Source organism: Streptomyces sp. NPDC059169, from assembly GCF_042755225.1.
GTDB lineage: Bacteria > Actinomycetota > Actinomycetes > Streptomycetales > Streptomycetaceae > Streptomyces.
Window position 1 is genome coordinate 224047 of sequence record NZ_JBHZCF010000012.1, and the last position, 13627, is coordinate 237673.

The 13627-nt window shown below is 71.4% G+C and carries 15 protein-coding genes; 5 read left to right on the plus strand and 10 right to left on the minus strand.

Going from position 1 to position 13627, the window contains the following annotated elements; all coding sequences use genetic code 11:
* Nucleotides 1-8: 8 nt before the first annotated feature.
* Nucleotides 9-1145 (minus strand): IS30 family transposase, encoded by a 1137-nt coding sequence (locus ACFXOM_RS22995; protein WP_385039053.1) that lies wholly within the window; start codon nt 1143-1145, stop codon nt 9-11.
* A 654-nt stretch (nt 1146-1799) separates the two neighbouring features.
* On the opposite strand from ACFXOM_RS22995, the gene ACFXOM_RS23000 reads away from it, so the two are divergent.
* The 4 genes from ACFXOM_RS23000 to ACFXOM_RS23015 all read left to right on the plus strand — a co-directional run bounded on the left by ACFXOM_RS23000 (nt 1800) and on the right by ACFXOM_RS23015 (nt 4717).
* Nucleotides 1800-3464, plus strand: a complete 1665-nt coding sequence (locus ACFXOM_RS23000; protein ID WP_384938301.1) for an FAD-dependent monooxygenase — start codon at nt 1800-1802, stop codon at nt 3462-3464.
* A 47-nt stretch (nt 3465-3511) separates the two neighbouring features.
* A complete protein-coding gene (locus ACFXOM_RS23005; protein WP_309544753.1) occupies nt 3512-3583 on the plus strand; it encodes a putative leader peptide in 72 nt (23 codons plus the stop codon).
* Nucleotides 3584-3788: 205 nt separating this feature from the next.
* A complete protein-coding gene (locus ACFXOM_RS23010; protein WP_384938299.1) occupies nt 3789-4316 on the plus strand; it encodes a cysteine dioxygenase in 528 nt (175 codons plus the stop codon).
* The gene (locus tag ACFXOM_RS23015) at nt 4313-4717 is read left to right on the plus strand and encodes a rhodanese-like domain-containing protein (RefSeq protein WP_384938297.1); all 405 of its coding nucleotides are present in this window, start codon (nt 4313-4315) and stop codon (nt 4715-4717) included. The genes ACFXOM_RS23010 and ACFXOM_RS23015 overlap by 4 nt, the downstream gene beginning before the upstream one ends.
* Before the next feature lie 377 nt (nt 4718-5094).
* Here ACFXOM_RS23015 and recX read toward each other — a convergent pair whose 3' ends face one another.
* From recX to ACFXOM_RS23040, 5 genes are all read right to left on the minus strand, one after another.
* Nucleotides 5095-5700 (minus strand): recombination regulator RecX, encoded by a 606-nt coding sequence (gene recX / locus ACFXOM_RS23020; RefSeq protein WP_385039056.1) that lies wholly within the window; start codon nt 5698-5700, stop codon nt 5095-5097.
* A complete protein-coding gene (gene recA, locus ACFXOM_RS23025; protein WP_384938295.1) occupies nt 5697-6827 on the minus strand; it encodes a recombinase RecA in 1131 nt (376 codons plus the stop codon). Before recA ends, recX begins: the two co-directional genes overlap by 4 nt.
* Nucleotides 6828-7167: 340 nt before the next feature.
* Nucleotides 7168-7362, minus strand: coding sequence for a hypothetical protein (locus ACFXOM_RS23030; protein WP_385039040.1), 195 nt, complete (start codon nt 7360-7362; stop codon nt 7168-7170).
* A gap of 276 nt (nt 7363-7638) precedes the next feature.
* On the minus strand, nt 7639-8781 hold the full coding sequence (locus ACFXOM_RS23035; protein ID WP_384938459.1) for an AI-2E family transporter: 1143 nt from the start codon (nt 8779-8781) through the stop codon (nt 7639-7641).
* Between the two features lie 280 nt (nt 8782-9061).
* Nucleotides 9062-9256, minus strand: a complete 195-nt coding sequence (locus ACFXOM_RS23040; RefSeq protein ID WP_384938292.1) for a DUF3046 domain-containing protein — start codon at nt 9254-9256, stop codon at nt 9062-9064.
* A 79-nt stretch (nt 9257-9335) separates the two neighbouring features.
* On the opposite strand from ACFXOM_RS23040, the gene ACFXOM_RS23045 reads away from it, so the two are divergent.
* Nucleotides 9336-10241 carry a hypothetical protein gene (locus ACFXOM_RS23045; RefSeq protein WP_384938291.1) on the plus strand — a complete coding sequence of 302 codons (906 nt, stop codon included), beginning with the start codon at nt 9336-9338 and terminating at the stop codon, nt 10239-10241.
* A 19-nt stretch (nt 10242-10260) separates the two neighbouring features.
* On the opposite strand, the gene ACFXOM_RS23050 is transcribed toward ACFXOM_RS23045, so the two are convergent.
* The 4 genes from ACFXOM_RS23050 to ACFXOM_RS23065 form a co-directional block, all read right to left on the minus strand.
* Entirely contained in the window at nt 10261-11445 is a 1185-nt protein-coding gene (locus ACFXOM_RS23050) for a PucR family transcriptional regulator (protein WP_384938289.1), read from the minus strand.
* A gap of 59 nt (nt 11446-11504) precedes the next feature.
* The gene (locus tag ACFXOM_RS23055; RefSeq protein WP_384938287.1) at nt 11505-11813 is read right to left on the minus strand and encodes an AzlD domain-containing protein; all 309 of its coding nucleotides are present in this window, start codon (nt 11811-11813) and stop codon (nt 11505-11507) included.
* Nucleotides 11810-12562, minus strand: a complete 753-nt coding sequence (locus ACFXOM_RS23060) for an AzlC family ABC transporter permease (protein WP_384938457.1) — start codon at nt 12560-12562, stop codon at nt 11810-11812. Before ACFXOM_RS23060 ends, ACFXOM_RS23055 begins: the two co-directional genes overlap by 4 nt.
* A gap of 193 nt (nt 12563-12755) precedes the next feature.
* Complete coding sequence (locus tag ACFXOM_RS23065) at nt 12756-13595, minus strand: AraC family transcriptional regulator (protein WP_384938285.1); 840 nt, start codon at nt 13593-13595, stop codon at nt 12756-12758.
* Between the last annotated feature and the right edge of the window lie 32 nt (nt 13596-13627).

Here is a 13627-nt window from a genome sequence, read left to right on the forward strand (position 1 = left end):
TGGTTTGATCAGGCCGCGAGTAGTTTATGCAGGCGCTCGGCTGGGGTTTCCCAGCCGAGCGTTTTGCGTGGGCGGCCGTTGAGTTCGGCAGCGACGGCGGTGAGGTGCTCGCGGGTGTGGACCGAGAGGTCGGTGCCTTTGGGAAAGTACTGGCGCAGCAGGCCGTTGGTGTTCTCGTTGGAGCCGCGCTGCCAGGGGCTGGCCGGGTCGCAGAAGTAGACCGGGACGTCGGTGGTGACGGTGAAGGAGCCGTGGGCGGCCATCTCTGATCCCTGGTCCCAGGTCAGGGATCGCCTGAGGTGGGCGGGCAGGGTCTGGACCGTGGTGACCAGTGCGTCCCGGACGCTTTCGGCGCCGTGGTCTGCGGGCAGGTGCAGCAGCATGACGTAGCGGGTGGCGCGCTCGACGAGGGTGCCGATGGCCGACTTGCCGTCCTTGCCGATGATCAGGTCGCCCTCCCAGTGGCCGGGCACGGCCCGGTCCTCGGCTTCGGCTGGACGCTCGCTGATCATGACCATGGGGGTGGCGAACCTGGGCTGCCGCTGCTGGGCCTGGCGGCGGGGTTTGCGCCGGGCGTGGCCCGATCGCAGGGCGCGGGCCAGTTCGCGGCGCAGCTCTCCGCGGCCCTGGACGTAGAGGGCCTGGTAGACCGTTTCGTGGACCATGTGCATCTCCGGCCGCAGGGGGAACTGTGCACGCAGAGCCTGGCAGATCTGCTCCGGGCTCCACCGTATGTCCAGGCGGGCCTGGATGAAGTCCCGCAGTTCGGGGTTCTGGCCGATCTTGCCGGTCTTGGGCCGGGGCTGGCGGGCATCGGCACGGGCCTGGGCCGCGTACGGGCGGTACTGGCCGTTGACCGGGTGGCGGTTGCGGCGGATCTCCCGGCTGATGGTGGACGGGCTGCGGCCCAGCTCCGCGGCGATCGCCCGCACGGTCGCCTTCTCCCGCAGCCGGTCGGCGATGTGGATGCGGTCGGCCTCGCGCAGGTACCGCGACGTGCCGGAAGGCTCTGCCACCGCGCCGAGCGGCAGCAGAGCCTTCCTCTGCTTCCCGGTGAGCTTGCGCCCGTTACGCCACTTCTGGCCGGTCCGTTCGTCGATCCCGACGACCCGGCAGGCCTCCTTGTTGCTGTAGCCCTGCTGCATGAGACGGGAGTATTCCTCCCGCTCACGCGTCAGCTTCCGAGGGCCCTGAGGCGTCCGGTCCCTGCGGATCTCAAAGTCCATTGCATCCCCTGAACTGGGATGTTGCAACGACTCCTAGAACCCAAGGAAGGCCGCCGCCCCTCACTGCTCGTGTGTCACCTGCACCCGCTTGCCTGTGCGCGCGGCTCCGTACCCGCCGGTGCCGCGGATGTCCGGCCGTTCTCCTGGAGTGCGCGCCCGGCCCGGCGGACGGGCCACACCTGACGATCCGTCGTGCACCGGCGCCGACGTGTCCGTCTGCGCCAGCCGGGAGCGGGCACCTCCGGACACGGCAGTCCGTTCGGACACGGCAGCCCCGCTCGTCCGGACACCACACGGCCCGACACCGGGTGAGCAACGACCGGGCTCCTCTTCACGTGGAGAGGGACGCGCCGATGGCTCTCCTGCGCCCTCCTTCCTCTCTTCCGGGACACCAGAGGTGGGTGAGCACCGGTCCGGACACCGACGGACCGCGAGACGCCCGCCATGCGGCTGCAATCGCTGCTTGACGGGGGCACCGGCAGTAGGTTGCATACGTTCTGTGATCGTGCACCGGGCTGCGGCCAGCCCTTTCCCGCTGTTCCCTCCGTCCCGGCAGGCCACAGGAGCAGTGCTGTGGACCCGGTGATCGTCGGCGGCGCAGGCCCGGTGGGACTGGCGCTGTCGCTCGCCCTGGCCGCACAGGGCGTGCCATCGGTCGTACTCGACGAGGGCGCTGGTAAGGACGAGCCTCGCGCCGCCCGGTCGGTGGTGCTGCGCGCCGACACCGCCGCGCTGGTGGAGCGGCTCGGCTGCACCACGATCCGTGACGAGGGGACGCGTTGGTCCGGCTGGCGGTCCCTGCGACGCAAGCAAGAGGTGCGTGCGGTCCGGCTCGGCGGGGACCGGCTCCAGGCTCCCGTGCACATTCCGCAGCATGCGCTGGTGCGCGGACTCCGAGACGCCATCGCCGCGCAGGACCTGGTGCAAGTCGCCACCCACAGCAGGCTGGACGCTCTGGAACAGGACGGCAGCGGTGTCACGGTGCACACCCGCGAGCCGGAGGCAACGTGGTGGCGCGGCAGCTACCTGGTCGGCTGCGACGGCGCCCGGTCGACCGTCAGGAAACTCCTCGGCATCCGGTTCCCCGGGCGCACCGCCGTGGAACGCCACGCCGTCGCGGCGCTGCGCACCGAACTGCCCTGGCCCGGCGAGGGCGTGTTGCACCGGCTGCCGCCGTGGCGCGCGGGCTGCGAGGAAGTCACGGCCAGACCGCTGCCGGACGGTGCCTGGCGGCTGGACTGGCTCCTGCCAGCCCGCGGTGAACTCGTCACTCCGGACGCCCTGGTGTCCCGGGTCCGTGACACCCTGTCGGGTTGGTGCGACGGAGCAGCGCAGTACGACCTCATCGACACGGGCGTCTACACCCTGCACCACCGGCTCGCCCGCCGCTGGCGGGTGGACCGCGCCTTCCTCGCCGGTGACGCCGCCCATCTGCTCGGTGCGGTCGGCACCCAGGCACTCGACGAGGGTCTGCGGGACGTCGACAACCTCGCGTGGAAGCTGTCGCACGCTTGGCACTACGGGGCGTCGGACCTGCTGCTCGACAGCTACCAGGCGGAACGGCGCACGGCCGTGGCCGCCCGGCTGCGCGCCGCTGACCAATCGCTGCCGATACTGCGCGGCAGCGGAGGTCTGCGCACCTACCTCCCGGGAGCGGTGCGAGGGCACGACACCCTCCTCACCGATGGGCACCTGGGGCTCGGCCCGCTCGGCGCGCCCCCCGCATATCCGCACTCTCCCCTCGCCCCCCGGCACGCCGAGTCGCACGCCCCCGTCGGCACTCCGATCGGCGCACCGGTCTCCGACGTCCAGGTCACGGCACCCGACGGCACGACGGTGCGGCTCCGGGACCGGCTGGGGCAGGGACGACTGCTGGTGGTGCTGGTCGCACCGGGCACGGGTGTCTGGGACCGGCGGCACTGGATGACCGCTGGGGTGATGCCCCAGCTGGCCCGCGCCGTCACGGAACTTCCGGCGCGGGCTGAACTGCTGGTCACCGAGGGCTATCCGGGGACGTCGGCGCACACGGTGCTGCTGGTGCGGCCGGACGGGCACCTCGCCACGGCCTTCAGCGGCGTGCGCCCGGCCGAGTTGTACGCAGCGGCGGACGCGGTGCGCGGCGGCGCGCCAACGTCCGTCCCCGGCCAAGCTGCCGGCCCTGACGTCGATCGTGGTGCCGACCGCCCCCTCGATCACGGCGCCGACCACACCGCTGACCGGACTGCGGACGTCAATTGACCGGCGCAGGCGCGCATGGTGTACTCCGGAACGTGACCGACACCGATGTGCGCCTGTGGCGGAGGGTCCATATGGACCTGGTCCGCTATGCGGGCTGCGTGTGTCGTCCGTCCTGCTGATTCGCCTTGCTTACCCACCCGCGCCGTCATGGTCCTCGATGACCGGGCTGCGCGGAATCAGCGACTTCCAGGACGGTTTCCCGTGTCCCAGCCATCCCGCACTGCTTCCCCCTCCGAACCCGTGCACACGTCGCACGGCGGCCCCCGTATTGGGGCTCCATCGTCCGGCAGCACGACATTCGTCTCGCCGGTTCCCGCCGGGCCGGTGGATGCCGCTCCCACCGCGCACGGGAGGACGGCCCCACCCTCCGCGGCGGAGCTTCTCGACTTCGCCCTGCGCACCGCCTCCGATGCGGAGCTGATCGCTTCCTTGCCGCTCGACCCCGAAGGCCGCACCTGGATCCGGTTGAAGGGGCCGGGCGGCAGTGAGGCCTGGTTGATCGGCTGGCCTCCGGGGACGGGAACGGGCTGGCACGACCACGCCGAATCGATCGGTGCCTTCGCCACGGCTTCGGGCGAACTCAAGGAACAGTCGCTCGCCGTACGGCTCCCGGCCGGCGGGTGGAAGACCTTGGAGCTGGCCGAAGGCGTGGACCGCGAACGCCGCGTGGGTACCGGACAGGGGCGGGCGTTCGGCCGGCACCACGTGCACGAGGTGCTCAACGAGTCACCGACCGGCCACGCGGTCTCGGTCCACGCGTACTATCCGCCGTTGCCGCTGCTGCGACGGTTCAGCAGGAGCGGTCCGGTGCTCAGGCTCGAGCAGGTGGAGCGTCCGGAGGACTGGCAGTGAGCGAACGACGCGTCGGGATCGACGAGCTCCTGGAACGGGTGCGGCGCGGGCTGGACCGGGTGGGCCCGCGCGAGGCGTTCGAGGCGTCTGCGGCCGGAGCACTGCTGGTGGACATCCGCTACGCGGCGCTGCGCGACAGGGACGGCTTGATCCCCGGGGCGCTGGTGGTCGAACGCAACGAGTTGGAATGGCGGCTCGACCCGCTGGGAAGCCACCGTGCGCCGGAGGCCACCAGCCACGACCTTCAGGTCGTGGTGGTGTGCAACGAGGGATACGCGTCATCGCTGGCGGCCGCTTCCCTCAAACAACTGGGGCTGCACCGCGCCACCGATCTGGTGGGCGGCTTCCAGGCATGGCGGGCGGATGGCCTGCCGGTGTGGGTACCTCGGGCTGCGGGCTAGCTGCGGATCCGGGCTCCACGGTGCAGCCGCTGGGCCGTGCCCTGTCGGGCACGGCATGCGGCTCGCCGTCGGCCTGCCGCCCGGGTTGTAGGGGGAGCCCGCACGGACGTCGGGCACCCGTCTGCGTCCGCCATCAGCCGCCGGCCATGTTCCGCTCGCCCGGACGAGCGGCCAGATACCGGCTGACTGACTGACGCCTTCTCCCCGCACGGCACAGATCGTGGGGCGCGGAAGAGGGGCGGCCGGTCGGTGAGCGGCCTACGACCACCACCAGGGGCGCTCGGGCACGGCTCAGCGCAGGCGTCTGGGGCTGGCTCGGACGGCTGCCTGCCCAGGCCGAAGGGGTGCGGCCGCTCCGGCGGCACGGTCCCCGCGGACTAGGGGAGGCCGAGGTCGAGGCCGTCCAAGCCCTCGGTGTCTTCGCCCTCCTCATCCAGGGCACGGCGTACCACCCGCAAGGCCATGCCCTCCGGGTATCCCTTGCGGGCGAGCATGCTCGCCATGCGCCGGAGTCGGCGGTCCCGGTCAAGGCCACGGGTTGCCCGGAGCTTCCGCGCCACCAACTCGCGGGCCGTCTGCTCCTCTTGGTCCGAGTCCAGCTGTGCGACAGCTTCGTCGATCAGTGCCGCGTCGACGCCCTTGGTGCGCAGTTCGCGGGCGAGTGCGCGGCGGGCCAGGCCCCGGCCATGGTGCCGGGACTCCACCCACGCGTCCGCGAACGCCGCGTCGTCGACGAGGCCGACATCCTCGAAACGGGACAGCACTTCCTCGGCGACCTCGTCCGAGACATCACGTGTGCGCAGGGCATCGGCGAGCTGCTTGCGGGTGCGCGGTGTGCCGGTGAGCAGACGCAGGCAGATGGCCCGCGCCCGCTCGACCGGGTCTTGGGACGGCAACTCCTTGTCGGCCCTCGACGACTCAGAGCTGCCGCCCGGCCATTCCGCGGTGCGCCGCGTGCTCGGGTCGGGCACCGGGCCGGTCAGCTCTTGGCCGCCGCGGCCTTGGTGGCCTTGCCCGCCTTGGTGGCCGGCGCGGGGACCGACTTCGCCTGGTCATCGGCGGAGGTCGCCGTACCGGCAGCGTCCGCTCCCGGCTCACCCGCGGGGGCCTCGGTGCTCACACCGACACCGAGCTTCTCCTTGATCTTCTTCTCGATCTCGTTGGCGAGGTCCGGGTTGTCCTTGAGGAAGTTCCGCGCGTTCTCCTTGCCCTGACCGAGCTGGTCGCCCTCGTACGTGTACCAGGCGCCGGCCTTGCGGACGAACCCGTGCTCCACGCCCATGTCGATCAGGCCGCCTTCACGGCTGATCCCCTGGCCGTAGAGGATGTCGAACTCGGCCTGCTTGAAGGGCGGCGCGACCTTGTTCTTGACGACCTTGCAGCGGGTGCGGTTGCCGACGGCCTCGGTACCGTCCTTCAGGGTCTCGATACGGCGGATGTCGATCCGCACCGAGGCGTAGAACTTGAGCGCGCGGCCACCGGTCGTGGTCTCCGGCGAGCCGAACATCACGCCGATCTTCTCGCGGAGCTGGTTGATGAAGATGGCCGTGGTCTTGGACTGGTTGAGTGCACTGGTGATCTTCCGGAGCGCCTGGCTCATCAGCCTCGCCTGGAGACCCACGTGCGAGTCGCCCATCTCTCCCTCGATCTCCGCACGCGGCACGAGGGCTGCCACGGAGTCGATGACGATGAGGTCGAGCGCACCGGAGCGGACCAGCATGTCGACGATCTCGAGGGCCTGCTCGCCGTTGTCCGGCTGGGAAAGGATCAGATTGTCGATGTCGACACCGAGCTTCTTCGCGTACTCGGGGTCGAGGGCATGCTCCGCGTCGACGAAGGCGACCTGACCGCCGGCCTTCTGCGCGTTGGCCACGGCGTGGAGGGTCAGGGTCGTCTTGCCGGAGGACTCCGGGCCGTAGATCTCCACCACACGGCCGCGCGGCAGGCCACCGACACCGAGCGCGACGTCGAGTGCGGTCGAACCGGTCGGGATGACCTCGATGGGCTCCTTCGACCGCTCGCCCATGCGCATCACGGCGCCCTTGCCGAACTGTCGTTCAATCTGTGCGAGCGCGGCGTCGAGCGCCTTCTCGCGGTCGGTTCCTGCCATGGGTTCCACCCGGGTTGCTTGAGTCGATCGCTTCACGTCAAAGACGCTATCCCCTGCCACTGACAATGCGCCCCGACGTCCCTCCAGCCTGTGGAAAACTCGGTGCAACCCCGGGGTTCCCAAGGACCAGAACCCCCATAAGAATGGATGTTCGATTTTAGTGTCAAGCGCACCACTCACCTCTCCTGCACGGTATGCCCAGGCCGTACGCACCTGCTGAGGAGAGGGAGCCGTACCTTCGCACCGATCCCCACTCGACGCGCAGCGCGACGCCCTCTCGATCGGCACGGCACGGCGCGGCCCCGAGTGGTCGAGCCGCTCGGGGCGCGATTCCCCGCGGTCAGCGGATCAGACGGACGGTGAGGTACGTCTGGCCGCCGCGGACGTTGACCACGTGGATCGAACCACGGGCCGTACGGTAGGACCCGGTGCCTCCGGTGATCGCGAAGTCGATGTCGCCGTGCCGCGCGGACGGGACGGTGAAGCGGCCCTGTGCGGTGAAGTGACCCCACGGCGGAAGGGAGAGCGTGGCCACGCACTGGAGATCGAACTCCCTGCCTCGGACGGTCCCCGTCACCGTGCAGACATCGCCGTAGGTACCGACCCGAGCCCCGCGACTTCCTCTCTTCCCGAGCCCGACCCGTGCACCCTGCCCGAGCCCGACCCGCTGCCGTTACCGGTGGCCGCCGCTCAGGCCAACACGCTTGAAGTGACACCGGCCGCCGGTAGCGGCCCGGGCCGTCAGCGTGATCACGTGCGACAGCCGCCGCCAGCGCTGATCCGTCCGGAGGACTCGGCCGGACCAGCAGCGTCAGCTGCCGCCGTCCCCCGGCGCGGGGCCTTCGTCCCGCCTGCTGCGCAGTGCTCGCTGCACGCGCGCCAGCACCACCTCGCCGTGCCGCCGGTGTCCGTGGACCCGCGGGTCGTCCGTCACGGCGTACCGCTTCACATAGGCGCCGAGGAAGGCTTGCAACGTCGCGATCGCGGGAATCGCGATCAGCGCGCCGACCGCCCCCAGAAGGGCGGTGCCCGCGATGACCGAGCCGAACGCCACGGCAGGGTGGATGTCGACCGTCTTGGAAGTGAGCTTGGGCTGGAGGACGTAGTTCTCGAACTGCTGGTAGATCACGACGAAGCCGAGCACCCACACCGAATACCAGGGGTTGACGGTGAAGGCGATCAGCATGGGCAGGGCACCCGCGAGATAGGTCCCGATGGTCGGGATGAACTGCGACACCAGCCCCACCCAGACCGCCAGGGCCGGTGCGTAGGGCACGCCCAGCAGCGCGAACAGCACGTAGTGCGCGACACCTGAGATCAGCGCCATCAGCCCGCGCGAGTAGAGGTAGCCGCCCGTCTTGTCGACGGCGATCTCCCAGGCGCGCAGCACCTCGGTCTGCCGCGCCGGAGGCAACACGGAGCACAGCGCGCGGCGCAGCCTCGGCCCGTCGGCCGCGAAGTAGAAGGAAAAGAGGAAGATCGTCAACAGCCTGAACAAGCCGCCGAGCACCGTCGCGGACACGTCGAGCACGCCGGTGGCACTGTTCTGCACGTACTTCTGCAGCCAGTCGGAGTGCAGCAGGCTGTCCTGGACCGCCACACGGGACAGCTCGGTGTGGAACGTCTCGTTGATCCAGTTGATCACCTGATCGAGGTACTTGGGGAAGTCGGCGAACATGTCGACGATCTGGCCCGCCAGCATCGAGCCGAGCAGCACGACGAAGCCGGCACCGGCGATCAGTACGCCGAAGAAGACCAGGAAGGTGGCGAGCCCCCGCCGCATGCCGCGTGCCGCCATCCGGCCCACCGCGGGCTCGACCGCCAACGCCAGGAAGAAGGCGATCAGGATGTTGATCAGCAGCCCGATGAGCTGGTGGAAGGCCCAGCTGCCCAACTGGAAGCAGCCGTAGAGAGCGAGCGCCAACACCATGGCGCGCGGCAGCCAGCGCGGCATGCGCGCGGCAGGCCCCGCCGGGGTGGACGCACCGGCGCCCGACCCCCCGTCCGGTGCCGTGGCGAGCGTGTCGGTGTCGGGCTCGGCCGCCGCCGGCGCGGGAACCATGGCGTGCCCCTCGGCTCCGCGGGGCAGGCGCACGGCGTCGCTCAGTGGCCCGGCCGCCGGGGGCCGGGCGGTCGGGCGGTTCTCATCCTGGGCGGTCTCGTCAGTCGATGCCACGGGGCAAGTCTCGCCTACCAGGGCAACAACTGCTGCGACCTGTGGAAAACCCCGGGTCTCACCGCTTGTCGGCCGGGACGCCCACAGCTGCGCAGACCCCTCGCCAGACGTCCTTCGCCTCCCAGCCGGCGGCGAGGGCCTCGTACACCGTTCGGCCACCCAGCTCGGACATCACGTGGTCGCGCGCGAAGGAGTCGGCGTACCCCGCGCCGAAGTACTCCTCCATGCGCTCCCAGAAAATCGTCAACCGCATGCCACCAGTATCCCGCTCCTGAGAGTGCAGCCTGGTCCGTCCTCCGTTCCGAAAGCCCTTTCCGCCCTACCGTCGGAGCATGGCTGGAACACTCCTGGCGCGGGCCGAGCACTTCATCTGGCTGACCGCGCGCGTGCTCGAACAGCGGCGGTTCGCGTACCACTTCCTGGGCGCCGGAGCGGACCCGGTCGAGGCCGCCCTGACCGCTTACCTGAACGAGGACGGCGGCTACGGCCACGCCCTCGAACCCGATCTGCGCGGCCCCGTGAGCCAGCCGCTCCACACGGTCCACGCGCTGCGCGTCCTGGACTCCATCGGGCGCTGCGGCGGCCTGAGGGTGGAGCGGTTGTGTCGCTACCTCACCGCCGTGGCCACCCGGGACGGGGCACTGCCCGCGGTCCACCCGTCGCAGCGCGGCTACCCGGCGGCACCCTTCATCCCGGTCGTGGCAGACCCCCCGAGCGAGCTGCTGACCACGGGTCCGGTGGTCGGCTTGTTGCACCGGAACCAGGTGTGGCACGCGTGGCTCTTCCGCGCGACCGACTTCTGCTGGGCCACGGTCGAGGCACTGGACAAGTCGCACCCGTACGAGGTCGAAGCCGCGGTCGCCTTCCTGGACGGTGTCCCGGACCGCGCCCGCGCCGAGGCCGCCTCGGACCGGCTGGGACGGCTCGTGCGCGAGCAGCGGCTCGTGGTGCTGGACCCGGGCAGGCTCGACGCGTACCCCGTCGCGGACGGCTACGCCCCGGGCGAGCACCACTTCCCGCACGACTACGCACGCGTGCCGGACTCGCTCGCGCGGCGCTGGTTCACGGACGAGGAGATGGAACGATCGCTCAATCACCTCGCGGAGCAGCAGCAGGACGACGGCGGCTGGCCCGTCCGGTGGCGACAGTGGGCGCCGGGCACCGCCCTGGAGGCGCGTCCGATCGTGACGGTCGAGGCACTGCGAACCCTTCGGGCACACGGTCGGCCCCTTCGCTGATGCCGAGCCCCGGCCCCGCTCAGCGGAGCAGCAGCGCAGCGAGGGCGAGGGCGGTGCCGCGCGGCGAGGAGAGGTCGAGGCCCGTTCGCTGGGCGATCTTGGCGAGACGGTTGTCCACGGTGTTCGGGTGCAGGCCGAGGGCTGCAGCCGTCGCCCGGCGGTCCTGACGGTGTTCCAGGTGCGTACGCAGCGTCTCCACGAGCTCCGGCCGGTCCCCGACCGGGTCGAGCAGCGCGGCGATCCGGTCCCCGCTGGGGCCCGGCCGGGACAGGTGGAACTCCAGCAGGACGTCGTCGAGCCGGTGCGTCCCCGCGGGCAGCCCACAGGCCCTGGCAATCCTCAGGACCTCCGTCGCGGTGCGGGCCGCCTCGGGCACGGCGCCGAGGTCCCCGGCCGGCACGGCGGCGACCCTGACCTCCCGTCCGCAGGCCGTCGACAGGCGCTGCGAGAGGTCCTCCGGGGGCTCGCAGTCCGCGGGCACCACGGCGCGACCGGAGTCGGCTGCCCCTTCGGGGCCGGCATCGAGCAGTGTCAGGACCTCGGTGCCGAAGGTCTTGTCGAGGACCGTCTGGATGCGGCGGAGCCTGCGCCGGACCACCACCGGGCCCTCCGGTGCGCAGGGCCGGCCGATGTCGATCGCGAGGACGAGCAGGGGCCCTTCGAGGCTCAGTCGGTCCAGCGACGCGTGGCCCGGCGGCAGCATGCCGTCGAGCAGCCCGCGCACGACAGCCCGGCGCTGGGCCCGGCGTTCCGCCTCGATCGCGGAGCGCTCGTCGAGGTAGGTCTCGGCCACGGCGCCCACGACGCCGTGGTGGTGCTGGAGCAGGAGGTCGACCAGTTCGACGAGTGCCGCTTCCTCCCCCGGGCCGGCCTCCTCACGGAGGGCTTGCCACAGTACGTACATGCCGAGCGCATGGGTGCGCAGCAGCAGGTGCAGCGGCATGCCCTCCTCGGCCCGCTGTGCGGCGCGCTCGCGGAAGAGCCGGTAGCCGCCGTGGCCGGAGCGCGGATCGGCGACCCTGCGCAGGAAGAGGCGTACTCCGTGCCGCGCGGTGGTCGCGATTTCCAGGTCCTTGACGTCCGCGGGCAGTTCGGCGTAGCCGGGCAGTGCCTCGAAGGACTCGTGGGCCATGCGCCGTGCGAGTTCGCCTGCCCTGCGTTCACAACGCAGCGCGAGTGCCCTCGCGGCGGCGGACACCGGCATGGACGCTCACTCCCCGGACGGCTCGACAGGACCGCACGGCCACCTTACGCACCGGAGCGTCAGCCGCCGAGGGCCCGGACACCGGCCGTCACCACCACCGCAGCGGCGACCACGATGAGGAAGGGAGCGCGCAGGACCAGCGCGATCGCGGCCGCCCCGGCTCCGGCGGCCCTCGCGTCGATGACCAGGACACCGGAAGCGCTGAAGACCTGCTGGGCGGTGAGTGCCGCCAGCAGCGCCACGGGCAGGAGGGCGGCGAGCCGCCGTACGAGCGGGCGTTCCAGCGCCCCCGCGGGCACCAGCAGGCCGGCCAGCTTGACCAGGTAGCAGCCGACCGCGGTGGCGCCGATCGCGATCCATACGTTCAACGCTCCTCCCCCTTCCGTCGGGTGGTGCGCTGGCGGCCCTCGGCCCAGAGGACCGCGGGGGCGACGAGTGCGGCGACGAGCACCGGCACCCCGGCGGGGAGCACCGGGAGCAGCCCGAGCCCCGCGACGACGGCGAGACCCGCAACGGCTCGTTCGGTCGCGGTGCGCAGCATGGGAGCCAGAAGGGCGAGGAAGACGGCCGGCCCCGCAGCGTCCAGCCCCCAGGCGTCGGTGTCCCCGATCGCCTCGGCGCCGAGGGCGCCGAGGAAGGTGGTGAGGTTCCACAGCACGTAGAGGGTCAGACCGGTGACGGTGAAGCCGAGACGTGCGGTGTGCCGGGTGGGCTGGGCGAGCGAGACGGCGGTGGTCTCGTCGATCACCCAGTGGGCGGCGAAGGGGCGCAGGACGCGCGGCAGGCGAAGCACCTGTGACAGCCGCAGTCCGTAGAAGGCGTTGCGGGTGCCGAGGAAGAACGCACCGGCCGCGGCGGTGAGGGGGTTGCCTCCCGCAGCCAGTGCTCCGACCAGCGCGAACTGGGAGGCGCCGGTGAAGACGAGCAGGCTGAGCGCGCACGACTGCAGGAAGCTGAGTCCGGCGCCCGCGGAGGTCACGCCGAACGCGAAGCCGGAGAGTCCGACGGCCAGGCCGACGCCGAGGGAGTCCCGCACGACCGCGGAGTCGGTCTTGGCCGCCCGAGCGGCCCGGTCCGCGGCGCCGGCCGTGTCCGGCGCGTTCCGGTCGGTGACCATCGAGTGCCGGGCGGCGTCCGGTGCCGTTCCCCCGGCGGGTATCTCTGTCGGTGCTGTCTGTTCTGCCACGCCGGAGACGCTACGGGGCCCGTCTGGGCAGGTCTTGTACGTTCTTGCACCCAGGTCGCCGCTCCGGCTGCGCCGGGGCGCGGACGCACGGGCGGGGTTCTGCTCGGTCCTGGTTCCGGTCCTTTCAGGGCGTCCGTTCGGCGTGGTCCGTCCGCCCCCGCTGGTACGCGCCGGGTGGGACGCCCACGATGCGGGTGAAGTGCCGGTTCAGGTGCGGCTGGTCCGTGAATCCGACTGCGACGGCGGCTTGTGCCGGGGCCGTGCCGACGTCCAGTAGCTGACGGGCACGGCGGACCCGGGCGTCGGTGAGCCAGGTGTGCGGTGGCATCCCGTAGCGGTCGCGGAAGGCGCGCAGCAGGGCGAACGGGCTGGTCCCCAGCTCGGTGGCCAGGGCCTGGAGCGTGGGCGGGTCGTCCATCCGTTCCTCCAGTACGGCTCGGGCGCGGGCCGCGTTGCGCGCGCCGGCCGTGCGCAGCTCCCGCGCGGGCAGGGAACTCCCGTGGTTGCGCAGCATCAGGGCGACCATGATCCGCAGCATGCTGTCCGCGGCGAGTGCGTCACCCTGCTCGGCCGCGCGGTGGACCTCGCGGATGAGCTGCGCCGCCCGGTGGTCGACGACGTGCGTCTCGGCGAAGCCGGCGGTGCCACGGATCGTCGTGGTCTCCGCGGCGATCTCGGCGACGACCTGCGCCGACGGGTAGAGCGTGGAGTACACCCAGCCCTCGGGTGCCCCCGCCCTGGCAGTGTGCGGCACCTCCGGATTGATCATGACGACGGTGCCGGGTCCGGCGTGCACGACTCCGCCGGGTAGGCCGACGTCCTCGATGCCCCCCGTGATCGTGCCGAAGACGTAGCCCTCGTGGCTGTGGCGGGGGAAGGTGTGGCGCACGTAGTGGGCTCGGAGAAGGTCGAGGCCCGGCAGCCGCTCGTGCTGCCAGTGATGCGCCCATTCGCCCTTGGCCATGCGTACATCCTCGCAGGTCCGGGCGATTGTCA

Coding starts and splice junctions, on each gene's coding strand:
- ACFXOM_RS22995 (WP_385039053.1), bottom strand. CDS start 1,145: ATGCAGCAGGGCTACAGCAACAAGGAGGCCTGCCGGGTCGTCGGGATC.
- recA (WP_384938295.1), bottom strand. CDS start 6,827: ATGGCAGGAACCGACCGCGAGAAGGCGCTCGACGCCGCGCTCGCACAG.
- ACFXOM_RS23035 (WP_384938459.1), bottom strand. CDS start 8,781: ATGCCGCGCTGGCTGCCGCGCGCCATGGTGTTGGCGCTCGCTCTCTAC.
- ACFXOM_RS23040 (WP_384938292.1), bottom strand. CDS start 9,256: ATGCGGTTGACGATTTTCTGGGAGCGCATGGAGGAGTACTTCGGCGCG.
- ACFXOM_RS23045 (WP_384938291.1), top strand. CDS start 9,336: ATGGCTGGAACACTCCTGGCGCGGGCCGAGCACTTCATCTGGCTGACC.
- ACFXOM_RS23050 (WP_384938289.1), bottom strand. CDS start 11,445: ATGCCGGTGTCCGCCGCCGCGAGGGCACTCGCGCTGCGTTGTGAACGC.
- ACFXOM_RS23060 (WP_384938457.1), bottom strand. CDS start 12,562: ATGGTCACCGACCGGAACGCGCCGGACACGGCCGGCGCCGCGGACCGG.
- ACFXOM_RS23065 (WP_384938285.1), bottom strand. CDS start 13,595: ATGGCCAAGGGCGAATGGGCGCATCACTGGCAGCACGAGCGGCTGCCG.